This is a genomic window from Parvimonas sp. D9 (genome assembly GCF_035282565.1).
Taxonomy (GTDB): Bacteria; Bacillota; Clostridia; order Tissierellales; family Peptoniphilaceae; genus Parvimonas; species Parvimonas micra.
This window is the reverse complement of the sequence record NZ_JAYKBM010000014.1, coordinates 1-12383: the sequence shown is the minus strand read 5'-3', so window position 1 is coordinate 12383 and position 12383 is coordinate 1. Positions and strand designations below refer to the sequence as shown.

The 12383-nt window shown below is 28.3% G+C and carries 10 protein-coding genes and 1 pseudogene; 9 read left to right on the top strand and 2 right to left on the bottom strand.

Annotation, left to right across the window (positions count from 1 at the left end; translation table 11 throughout):
- The first annotated feature begins 211 nt into the window (after window positions 1-211).
- The 7 genes and pseudogenes from VJI94_RS07735 (at window position 212) to VJI94_RS07705 (ending at window position 4956) form a co-directional block, all read left to right on the top strand.
- Window positions 212-1330 carry a carbohydrate kinase gene (locus VJI94_RS07735; RefSeq protein WP_324008924.1) on the top strand — a complete coding sequence of 373 codons (1119 nt, stop codon included), beginning with the start codon at window positions 212-214 and terminating at the stop codon, window positions 1328-1330.
- Window positions 1302-2222: a pseudouridine-5'-phosphate glycosidase gene (locus tag VJI94_RS07730; protein ID WP_324008923.1), complete on the top strand. Its 921-nt coding sequence runs from the start codon at window positions 1302-1304 to the stop codon at window positions 2220-2222. Before VJI94_RS07735 ends, VJI94_RS07730 begins: the two co-directional genes overlap by 29 nt.
- An 84-nt stretch (window positions 2223-2306) precedes the next feature.
- Window positions 2307-2483: a hypothetical protein gene (locus VJI94_RS07725; protein ID WP_269752461.1), complete on the top strand. Its 177-nt coding sequence runs from the start codon at window positions 2307-2309 to the stop codon at window positions 2481-2483.
- Window positions 2484-2691: 208 nt separating this feature from the next.
- A complete protein-coding gene (locus tag VJI94_RS07720) occupies window positions 2692-3375 on the top strand; it encodes an HAD family hydrolase (RefSeq protein ID WP_324008922.1) in 684 nt (227 codons plus the stop codon).
- A gap of 20 nt (window positions 3376-3395) precedes the next feature.
- A pseudogene (locus VJI94_RS07715) lies at window positions 3396-4108 on the top strand (pseudouridine-5'-phosphate glycosidase).
- A 107-nt stretch (window positions 4109-4215) separates the two neighbouring features.
- Window positions 4216-4536 carry a TfoX/Sxy family protein gene (locus tag VJI94_RS07710; RefSeq protein ID WP_324008920.1) on the top strand — a complete coding sequence of 107 codons (321 nt, stop codon included), beginning with the start codon at window positions 4216-4218 and terminating at the stop codon, window positions 4534-4536.
- 60 nt (window positions 4537-4596) lie between these two features.
- Window positions 4597-4956, top strand: coding sequence for a hypothetical protein (locus VJI94_RS07705; RefSeq protein WP_248110677.1), 360 nt, complete (start codon window positions 4597-4599; stop codon window positions 4954-4956).
- A gap of 81 nt (window positions 4957-5037) precedes the next feature.
- Here VJI94_RS07705 and ppdK read toward each other — a convergent pair whose 3' ends face one another.
- Window positions 5038-7662 (bottom strand): pyruvate, phosphate dikinase, encoded by a 2625-nt coding sequence (gene ppdK, locus VJI94_RS07700; protein WP_324008919.1) that lies wholly within the window; start codon window positions 7660-7662, stop codon window positions 5038-5040.
- 13 nt (window positions 7663-7675) lie between these two features.
- The gene (locus tag VJI94_RS07695) at window positions 7676-8482 is read right to left on the bottom strand and encodes a pyruvate, water dikinase regulatory protein (protein WP_004832351.1); all 807 of its coding nucleotides are present in this window, start codon (window positions 8480-8482) and stop codon (window positions 7676-7678) included.
- A 204-nt stretch (window positions 8483-8686) separates the two neighbouring features.
- On the opposite strand from VJI94_RS07695, the gene VJI94_RS07690 reads away from it, so the two are divergent.
- Window positions 8687-10093: a L,D-transpeptidase family protein gene (locus VJI94_RS07690; RefSeq protein WP_269721122.1), complete on the top strand. Its 1407-nt coding sequence runs from the start codon at window positions 8687-8689 to the stop codon at window positions 10091-10093.
- Window positions 10094-10506: 413 nt separating this feature from the next.
- Window positions 10507-12383 (top strand): Ig-like domain-containing protein (locus tag VJI94_RS07685; RefSeq protein ID WP_324008918.1); only part of this gene is annotated, 1877 nt, incomplete at its 3' end.

Sequence of the window (12383 nt, the reverse complement as noted above, 5' to 3'; positions counted from 1 at the left end):
GATTATTTACTTGTAAATAATCTATAGTAGGTCTGACGCAAAGATTGTCCAAATCTTGATTTGGATACAATCGACTGCAGAGATCTCATACTTTTGCTTTAGCAAAAGTAAATGTATCGAAGATACATATAGAATTTTTTTTTATTTAAAAATATTGATTTTTATATAAACATTTGATATAATATTGTAAACTGTTGTTTAAGGAGGTATTATGACAAAAAGAGAGCAAGAACTTTTAGAAATAATAAAAGAAAATCCTTATATTTCTCAAAATGAACTAGCTGATTTACTTAATATAAAGAGATCGTCTGTTGCAGTTCATATTTCAAATTTGATTAAAAAAGGATATTTGGTCGGAAGAGCTTATGTCATTAACTCGAATTTATCAAAAGAGGTTTGTGTTATTGGTGGATGTAATATTGATTTTATTGCAAAAAGTTTTGAAAAAATTAATATGAAAGACTCAAATCCGGGAACATTAGAATATTCTTTTGGCGGGGTTGCAAAAAACATTGCTGAAAATTTACTAAAAATGGGAATAGAAAATAAATTTATTTCTGTATTTGGTGATGATGTCTATTCAAAAGAAATCAAAGATTATTTGAAAAAAATCGGACTGGATTTTTCAAACAGTAAATTTTTAACAAATAGAGGGATGTCAAATTATATTTCTATTTTAGATGAAAATAATGATTTATTTACCGCCATTTCTTCAATGGAAGTTTTGGATGAAATCAATATTGAATTTATCTCTAAACTGATTGATTTAATTAAGAGTTATAAATATATAGTTATGGATACGAATTTAAGGGAAGATGTTCTTGAATACATCTGTAAAAATTGCCCTAATTCAAAGATAATTGTAGATTGTGTTTCAAGAAAAAAAGCTTTAAAAATAAAGAAATTATTGAAATACATCTATCTTTTAAAGCCTAATATTTATGAAGCAGAAGAATTAACTGACATTCCTTATGAAAATGAAAGTGATTTAGAAAAAATTGTGAATGTATTTTTAGAAAAAGGCGTTCAAAAAATTTTTATTTCGATGGGCGAAAAGGGAATTTTATATGCTGATAAAAATGAGAATGGAATTGTAAAGATAACTGAAAAACCAAAGATTGAAAATACTTCAGGCTGTGGCGATGCAGCTATGAGTGGAATAATCTTTGGAGTTGTTAATGAAAAAGATATTTTAGAATGTGCAAAACTTGGAAATATCGCGGGTTTTATAACAGCACAATCTATGGATACAGTTAGTAAAGATATAAGTGAAAAAAATCTTTTAAATTTTGGAGGAAGTTATGAAATTAGAAAAATATTTAACAGTTAGTGAAGAAGTAAAAAATGCAATTAAGGAAAATAAACCTGTTGTAGCTTTAGAATCAACAATAATATCACATGGAATGCCTTATCCTAAAAATGTTGAAACAGCCCTTGAAGTTGAAAAAGTTGTTAGAGAAAACGGAGCAATTCCAGCTACAATAGCTATTATAAATGGAGAAATTAAAGTTGGTTTAACAAAAGAAGAAATTGAAGTAATCGGAAAAGCCGGACTTAGTGTAACAAAAACTTCAAGAAGAGACTTAGCCTATGTTGTTGCTAATAAATTAAATGGAGCAACAACTGTTGCTGCAACAATGATTTGTGCAGAAATGGCAGGAATTAAAATTTTTGCAACAGGGGGAATCGGTGGAGTTCATAGAGGAGCAGAAACTACTATGGATATTTCAGCAGATCTTGAAGAATTAGGAAATACAAATGTTGCAGTTGTTTGTGCAGGTTGTAAATCAATTTTAGATATGGGACTTACTTTAGAATATTTAGAAACAAAGGGAGTTCCTGTTTATGGATACCAAACTAATATATTACCAGCATTTTACACAAGAGAAAGTGATTTTAAAGTTAGTAAAATAAATTCAGAAGAAGAAATTGCAAAAGTTTTAAAAGCTAAATGGGATTTAGAGCTTAATGGTGGAGTTGTAATTGCAAATCCTATTCCTGAAGAATACTCAATGGATAGAAACGTAATTGACAAGACAATTTTAGATGCTTTAAAAGAAGCGGACGAAAATGGAATAAAGGGAAAAGACACAACACCTTTCCTACTTGATAAAGTTCAAAAACTTACACAAGGAAAGAGCCTTGAAGCTAACATCAGATTAGTATTCAATAACGCAAAACTTGCAAGTAAAATAGCAATAGAATATTCAAAATTAGCATAAAAGTCGGGAAAGCCCCGACTTTTTTGAATTTATATTTTAAAAATTGCTATTTTGAAAAAGGTTTTTTAGTATGATATAATTAAAGTGCAAAAGCATATTTTAAATGTTGTTGATGATATTATTTTAATAAAGGACAATGTTAATGATAGTGTGTGGATATCTAATATAATTAATAATATACCAAAAGATATTGATATTGTTTATCTAGGTGAAAATAAAGATATATATAGGTTTATTATAGTAAAAAGTTGTGTAAAATGATAAAAATATTAGATGAAGGTAGTAAGTGGGAAATTGATAAGAAAAAAATTTACAAAGTACCAAGTCAATCACAAAAATGGTACCTAGTATTTTTGAAGAAGAACAATTAGATGAATTAATAAAAGCTATAAAAAATATTAAGTATAAAATTGGTAAATATTAAAATAATACAAGTATTTTATATTATTAATTGATAAAGGAGTGTTGTATGAATGATTATCAATACTATTTTTTTGATTTAGATGATACGTTATGTAATTATAAATCAGCAAAGGAAAAAGCTAATATTAGAATCAATAGACAATTAATGAATTATGGAATTGATATTCATCTTTTTAAGGAGAAATACATTTCAAATGAAGTTAAATTAATGAACTCTTTTCTTGAAGGAAAACTTAATAAATTAGAATATCGAACAAGAAGATATTCTGATATTTTAAATTTTTTTGGAGTAAATAATGTAGATGAAAAAGCTAAAGAATTTAATTTAATATTTATGGAAGAAGGGAATATTAAAATTAAAATATTTAATGATGTTATTCCTTTTATGAAAAAAATTAAAAAAGCTAAAAAGAAAATAGCAATTATTACAAATGGTCCTACTGATGGTCAAATGAGTAAATTAAAAGTCACAGGGTTACTAAATTATATAGATCATATTTATATTAGTGAAGAAGTTGGAGCTGCAAAACCTTCAAAAGCTATATTTAATTTTGCAATGCATGATTTAGGTGCTTTACCTAAGGAATCTGTTATGTTTGGAGATAATATTAAAGAAGATATTTTTGGTGCAAAATCAGTTGGAATGAGTGCTATATTAGTTAATAGGTTTAATAAAAATATTAATTATAATAATCAAATAAAAAATTTTTTTGAACTAGATAATATTTAAATTCATTATAGGGAGGATGTATGGACGTTTTATCGAATTTAGATAAATTATAATCTGAAGCTATATATTTTAAGAGAGGCTGCTTCAGAATGTGAAAATCCAATAATGTTATACAGTATTGGGAAAGATAGTTCAGTGTTATTGCATTTAGTTTTAAAAGTTTTTTCCAGATGAGCCTCTATTTCCTTTGCTACATATAGATACTACTTGGAAAGTTAAAGAAATAATTGAGTTTAGAGACGAAATAGTTAAAGAATTAGGAAATACGAATGTTGCAGTTGTTTGTGCAGGTTGTAAATCAATTTTAGATATGGGGCTTACTTTAGAATATTTAGAAACAAAGGGAGTTCCTGTTTATGGATACCAAACTAATATATTACCTGCATCTTATACAAGAGAAAGTGATTTTAAAGTTAGTAAAATAAATTCAGAATATGAAATTGCAAGAGTTTTAAAAGCTAAATGGGATTTAGAGCTAAATGGTGGAGTTGTTATTGCAAATCCTATTCCAGAAGAATATTCAATGGATAGACAGTTAATTGATAAGACAATTTTAGATGCTTTAAAAGAAGCAGACGAAAATGGAATAAAAGGAAAAGATACAACACCTTTCCTACTTGATAAAGTTCAAAAACTTACACAAGGAAAGAGCTTAGAAGCTAACATCAGATTAGTATTCAATAATGCAAAACTTGCAAGTAAAATAGCAATAGAATATTCAAAATTAGCATAAAAGTCGGGGTAAACCGACTTTTTTGAATTTACTAAATAAAAGATTTGATTTTTTCAGTAGATAATGTTAGTATTTAAGTAGTAAAAAGCATTTTTTAGGAGGTTATTATGGAATCAAGTAAAGAATATTTAGAATATATTTTAGAACAGTTATCTGAACTTGAAGATATAAAATATAGGGCGATGATGGGAGAATATATTATCTATTATAAAGAAAAAGTTATGGGTGGAATATATGATGACAGATTTTTAGTAAAAGCTACAAAGAAAGCTATTGACTATGTTTCTGACGTACAATTTCAATTGCCTTACGAAGGAGCAAAAGAAATGCTTTTGGTTGATGATGTGGAAGATAAAATGTATCTAAAAGGCTTATTTGAAACAATGTATGATGAATTGCCTTTCCCTAAAACTAAAAAGAAAAAATAAAAAGAAGATTTTTTACAAATTTTGAGCAGACTACAAATTGGATAGAGTGAGGAATACAAAATGAAGTTAGATAAAAGTAAAAATAATATTATAAAAAAGTTTTTAGGAATATTATTAATTATTGTTATTTACATACCTTTATATTTGTTTTTATTTGAATATATTGATTGCAGAAGTTTGATGTATTTTTACCTAGTATTTATTAGTGTTTTTATACTAAAAATTATTCTATATATTTTCAAGTTTAAAAATAAACTTATTGTAATTTCTTTCGCTGGGGATATTATGTTAAGTTCTAAAATTTTAGAGAGAGCTTTAACTTATGAAAATAAATATATAGTTTTATTTAGTTTTTTTGGATTTCTCTTTTGTGCTATTTTAGCACTTTATGTGAAATATGTTGAAGACGGAAAGTCTTAGGGGTCATATTTGCTGTATATATAAATTAAAATGGATAGCATTTTGCTATCCATTTTGTTTTATATTTCTTTTAGTTAAATTTTATTTACTTTGTTTTATTTTTGCTTGTGCTGCTGCAAGTCTTGCGATTGGCACTCTGAAAGGAGAACATGATACATAGTCGATTCCTACAGAATTTAAAAATTCAATTGTATCAGGATCGCCACCGTGTTCACCACAAATTCCTACATGAAGATGAGGGTTAGTTTCTCTTCCAAGTTTGAAAGACATTTTTACTAATTTACCAACGCCTTTTTGATCCAATTTTGCAAATGGATTAAAGTCGAATATTTTTTTATTTTCATATTCGTTTAAGAATTTTCCAGCATCATCTCTTGAAAAACCGAATGTCATTTGTGTTAAGTCATTTGTACCATAACTAAAGAATTCAGCTTCTGTTGCGATTTCATCAGCAAGTAGGGCAGCTCTAGGAATTTCAATCATTGTTCCAATTTTGTACTTAATGTTTTCGTTCAATTCTTTTAGAGTCATTTCGATTTCTTCAACGATTTCTCTTTTTACATATTTTAATTCTTCAAGTTCTCCAACTAATGGAATCATTATTTCAGGAGTAATTGAGATATTCAAATCTTTTTGTGCTTTTATTGCAGCATTTATTATAGCTTTTGCTTGCATTCTATATATTTCAGGATAAGTAACTGCTAGTCTACAACCTCTGTGTCCAAGCATTGGATTTACTTCTTCCAAATCTGTAATTACATCTCTTAGATGAGCTTCGTCGATATTCATTTCCTTTGCTAAGTTTTTAATATCTTCGTCTTCATAAGGTAAGAATTCATGTAGAGGCGGATCAAGCAATCTGATTGTTACTGATTTTTCTTTTAATACAGAGTAGATATCATAGAAATCTTTTTCTTGCATTGGTCTAATTTTTTCTAATGCTTCAACTCTTTGTTCAGTATTTTCTGAAAGAATCATTTGTCTTACAACAGGGATTCTATCTTTGTCAAAGAACATATGTTCAGTTCTACAAAGTCCAATTCCTTCAGCTCCAAATTCAACAGCTTGTTTTGCATCTCTAGGGTTATCTGCGTTTGCTCTAACTCCTAAAACTTTAATTTCATTTACCCAATCCATAAAGATTTTAAAGTTTCCAGTTAATTGTGGATTTAATTTTTCAATTGCACCTTTGTAAATAATTCCTGTTGTTCCATCAAGAGAAATTACATCTCCTTCTTTGATAACTTCGTTTTGAGTTTTTATAACTCTTTCGATTTCATCAACCTTGATTTCACTTGCTCCAGCGATACAACATTTACCCATACCTCTTGCAACTACTGCAGCATGAGAAGTCATACCACCTCTTGCAGTCAAGATACCTTCAGCTTCAACCATTCCTTCGATGTCTTCAGGAGAAGTTTCTTGACGAACTAAGATTACTTTTTCTCCTGCTTTAACTGCATCAACTATATCTTTTGAGTGGAAATAAACTTTACCACTTGCAGCTCCAGGAGAAGCGGCTAGTCCTCTTGCTAATATAGGTGTGTTTTTCACCATTTCAGCATTGAATATAGGGTGAAGAAGTTGGTCTAAACTCTTTGGTTCAACTCTTAAAATAGCTTCTTCTTTAGAAATCAATCCTTCATTAACTAAATCTACTGCTACATTGATTGCAGCATCTGTAGTTCTTTTTCCGTTTCTTGTTTGTAATAAGTATAATTTACCTTTTTCAATTGTAAATTCCAAGTCTTGCATATCTTTGTAATGTTTTTCTAAAGTTTTTGCAATTCTTAAGAATTCATCATAAACTTCTGGCATAATTTCTTTTAGCTTTTCAATTGATTCAGGAGTTCTAATACCTGCAACAACGTCTTCACCTTGTGCATTCATTAAAAATTCTCCGAATAATTTATTTTCTCCTGTACTTGGATTACGAGAGAAAGCTACACCAGTACCACTTGTGTTACCCATATTACCGAAAACCATAGCTTGAACATTTACAGCAGTTCCAAGTGAATCGTCAATACCATTTAATTTTCTATAAACGATAGCTCTAGGATTCATCCAAGATTTGAAAACTGCTTTAATAGCTATGATTAATTGTTCGATTGGGTCTTGTGGAAATTCTTTCCCTGTTTCTTGTTTAAAAATTTTCTTAAATTTTTCAACTAAAATTTTTAAATCTTCAGCAGTTAATTCAGTATCCATTTTTACATTTTTTTCTTCCTTGATTCTGTCAAGTTCATTTTCAAAGTAAATTTTTGGAATTTCCATAGCAACATCACTGAACATTTGTATAAATCTTCTGTAGCTGTCAAATGCAAATCTTTCATTATTTGTAGAGTTTGCAAGACCGATAACTGATTTATCATTAAGACCTAAGTTAAGAATAGTATCCATCATACCAGGCATTGATATAACGGCACCACTTCTTACAGAAAATAATAGAGGATTTTCTGTACTTGAAAAACTTTTTTGTAGCTTGTTTTCACAGTCTTTAATATGAGTTTTAATTTCTTCAATTAGACTTTCAGAAATTTTTTCATCATTTTTGTAAAAATTATTACAAGCTTCTGTAGTAATAGTAAAACCAAAAGGAACATTTAGTCCAATGTTAGTCATTTCGGCAAGGTTGGCACCTTTACCGCCCAATAAAGCTCTCATATCTTTATTGCCTTCATCAAAATTGTAAACAAATTTGCTCATTTTTTTCCTCCAATTACTTATTAATTTTTAATAGATGTTTTAAGATAATGTCAGCTGTTTCTTCGATAGCTTTTGCTGATACATCTATTACAGGACAGCCTATTTTTTTCATTATTCGGCTAGAATATTCAAGTTCTTCAAGTATTCTATTTGAATTTGAATAAATACTATTATCAGGGAGACCTAAAGATTTCAGTCTTTCCTTTCTTATGCTTTCCAACTTTTCGGGTGTGTTAGTTAGGCCTATAATTTTTTTAGGCGAAACTTGAAATAATTCTTCAGGTACAGGTGTTTCTGGTACCAGAGGAATATTTGCAACTCTAATATTTTTATTTGCAAGATACATTGACAGAGGCGTTTTTGATGTACGAGAAATTCCAATTATTACAAGATCTGCAATCAAAACTCCTCTTGGATCTTTTCCATCGTCATAACGAACTGCAAATTCAATAGAGTCAATTCTTTTAAAATATTCTTCGTTCAGTTTTCTAAGAGCACCTGGTGTATTTCCAGGAGTAATATTACTCACTCTTTGAATAGCTAAAATGGACGCAGAAAGTAAATCTACATTTGTTATAGAATGTAATTCTGAAAACTTTTTAACATAATCCAAAAGTGGAGCGTCAACCAAAGAATAAAATAAAATAGAATTCTCAGTTTCTTTACATTTGTTTAGTATCTCAGAAAGATCCGAAAATTCTCTTATATGAGAAAATCTTTCAAGAGAATACTCAATGTTGTTAAACTGAGCAAGAGCGGCACGTGCAAGTTGTTCCGCTGTTTCTCCCGTAGAGTCGGAAATTAAAAAAATATTAAGCATTTATTTTCCTCCTTACTAAATATATTATAAACTTTTAACTAAAGAAATACAAGTTTTTTAATTATTTTACTTTTAAAATTAAATATGATAAAATTAGATGATAATGTTAGTTTAATATTCTTTTGATATATTAATATAATTAAATAGAATGATTATAATACTTAAATTCATGGTATATAATAATATATTTTCACAAAAATGGAGGTGTATTTTTTGATAGAAGATAACAAAAAAACATCAAGAAAAAAATTAATAAAAAAGATAAGCATATTTTTCGGAGCACTATTTATATCGATTTATTTGTTAGGAGTCATTATATTTTCCTTTATAGCTCTACCTAATACTAAAGTAAATGGGAATGATGTAAGTTATGTAATGATAGATGATGTTTTTAACAAAGATTGGACAGATGTTTCCATTAAATTAAATCGTTCTGACGGAAAGAGTGATTTTTTTAAACCTGAAAAGATAAATTACAAGGAAGAATATTTAGCTGACAAAAAAATTTTACAAAATCAATTCGCTTGGCCATTAGCATTTTTCACAAGTCGTGATTTTAAATTAGAAGTGAATGTAAGTTATGATAATGATAAGTTTGAAGAGTTTTTAAAAAATACTTTAATTTTAAAGGGCTTAAAACATCCTGAAGATGCTAAGATTGTATATAAGGACGGTAAGTATGCCATACAAAGTGAAATCATGGGAACTTACACAACTAAAGAAAAATTAAAAGAGGCTATTTTGATTGCGTTGTCTGAAAGAAAAGAAAGCATTGATATGAGTAAAATTTCAGAACAACCGAAGTTAAAAAAAGATGATAAATCACTACAAGATGCTCTTTCAAAATATGAAAAAATTTCAAAATTAAAATATGAAATTAATATCGGTTCAAATAAAGAAGTTTTAGACGGTGAACTTTTGGCAAATATTTTTACCTTTGTTGATGGAGAACTAAAACCGGATGAACAAAAGGCGAGAGATTATGTAAGAAGACTTGCGATCAAATATGACACTTTTGGAATGGATAGAAAATTTAAAACTACCGGAAAAGGAGAAATTACAGTTCCGGGTAAAGATGGAATATATGGTTGGCAGATTGATGTTAATAAGACGAAAGATCTTTTAGTTGAAAAGCTATTGAATTTTAAATCTGAATCTATTGAGCCTGTATTCATACACAAAGGATTATATTATGACAAAGAAGATGATATAGGTAATACTTACATTGAAATTGATTTAACTAGACAACATATGTGGCTTTACAAGGAAGGAAAACTTGTTTTAGAAACAGATATAGTTACAGGAGATGTAAGCAAAAAGGTTGAAACACCGATTGGAGTTATGAAAGTTTGGAGTAGAGAAAAAGACAGAAATCTAAAAGGATTATCTCCACTAGGATATAATTATGTTGCACATGTTGACTATTGGATGCCGATAAATTGGACAGGCGTAGGAATTCACGACGCACCTTGGAGAAATGGAAAATTTGGCGGAAACATCTACAAAACATCAGGTAGTTATGGTTGTATAAATACACCGCTGGATAAAGTAAAACAAATTTACGAAAATGTTGAGATAAATACTCCGGTTATAGTTTATAAAAGTAATTAAAAAATAAATTTAGTTTAGTGATTAATACTGATTTTTTCAGTTTTAGTTACTAAACTTTTTTTGTTTAAAATCAGTTGTGTATGATGTAAAGCATAAAAAAATAGTAAAGTTGTTGTTTTAAAATAATAGATATTAGAAAAAATTTATTTTAAGAATTTTAATTAAAACAATAAAATTAGACAGAGTAATATTTTTATGTATGTAATTTATATTAACTTATTTTTATATGTTAAACAAAAAGTAGACAACTTATTTCAATTATGGTATAATCTATCGGAGTTAACTTTATGAAATCAGTTATTAATTATAAAAAATATACTTTTAACAATTATTACATTAGAAATTGTTTTAATTTATTAACAATCTTACATAAAGTTTATTTTTTGTTCAAAAATTATGAGAGGAGAGTAATAATGAAGAAAAAGATTATTACTTTATTGTTAGCAATATTTATTACAATATCCAGTATTGTTCCGGCAGTAGCAATGGAACAAACTACAAGCGATAAAACTTCAAATGAAAAAACAAGTGTAAATAATGTTGGCAATAAAGAGAATAAAATTTTACCTAATGGGCAAAAAGGTATAAAATCAAAAGAGGAGAAGGATTCTAATAAACTTGAAAAGGAGACAAAACAGAAATCAAATGAAAAAAATTCTAAAGAAAAAGAATTTAATTTGTTGAAAGAAGCAAAAAATGTTCAAATGAGACCTGTAAAGACTCACGACGATGTGATAAAAAAAATTACTGTGAAAAGCGAAAGTGGAGGACCGCTAGGGACTGTGATACAATGGCAGACAGTTAAGGTTGATATGGATTTTGAGCTTCCGGATCATGAGGTAAAAAAAGATGATACAACTACTATAAAATTACCTGATGAATTAGTTTTTGTAAGTACTCCTGCAGAATTTGATGTAAAAGATTCTCAAGGGAATATAGTTGCTAAAGCAAAAGTAGATACAAATCAAAAAACAGTTACTCTAACTTATACTAATTATCCTGAAACTCATTCAGGAGTAAAAGGAAGTCTATTTTTCTATTCCAGAATTGATCATGTAAAATTTAAAGAAAAGAAAAAAATTGATTTAAATTTTAAAATAGGAAATAAGCATATAAGTGGAGGTTCCATTGATTGGGATGGACAAGGGAAACCGAATGGAGATTATTTACAAAAAGCATCTTGGAAATCTTCAACTGATGGAAATGTAATTTCTTACGCTGTATTTATAAATAGAAAAGGTCAAGAGATAAAGAATGGATGGCTTGAAGATACTCTTGACGGAGAGAAAGTTGAATATCTAAAGGATAAACTTAAAGTAGTTAAAGGCAATTGGCAATGGTCAGGTGATAAAGGAGATTATGAACTTAAAAATGAAATTGATATTACAAATAGTGTAACAGTTAATTGGAATCCTAATGGAAAGAGTTTTAAATTAAATTTTGGAGATTTAAGCGCTACAGAAGGGATTACAGTATATTATAAAGTAAAAATCGGATATACTCCTATTGACGGAGAAGTATTTAAAAACAAAGTAAAACTTACAGGAGAAAAAATTCAAGAAAGAGATGCACATAATGACTATAGATACTTCACAGCAGGAGGTAAAGCAGAGGGATATGTTTATTCTATAAAGATAAAAAAAGAGGGAGAAAAAGGAGAATCTCTTAAAGGAGCAAAATTTAAATTAACTAGAGATAGAAATAATGCGGTTGTAGGTGAGTATGTAACGAATGAGCAAGGCGAAATAGAAATAAAGGATTTATTGAAAGATGATTATACTTTAGTAGAAATACAAGCACCTAAAGGCTATAAACTGGATAATAAGGAAATAAAAATAAAACCTGATGATTTTGGAACAAATAAGGTGGCTTTTAAAACTATTACAAACAAGAAAGAAAGAATTTCAATACCGATAGAAAAAGTATGGAAAGGAAAGGCTTTAGAAAAAGTTGAAGTTACTTTAAAAGCAGATGGAGTAGTAAAAGAGCAAGTTGAATTATCTAAAACTAATAATTGGAAACATACTTTCGAAAATCTTGATAAATACAAAGATGATGGAACTCTTATAAACTATACTATTGAAGAAAAAGCAATTCCTGGATATAAAACTGAAATAGTTCAAAAAGATTCAAATGATATAACAAAAGGTTTTGTAATTACAAACAAAGAAACACCGAAATGGACACCGATGATACCGCCGACAAGAAATGTCAAAATAACAAAAGAGTGGTTAGGAACAGATGGAAGTAAAATCACAGCACCTGTGAATAAAATAGAAGTTGAATTGTA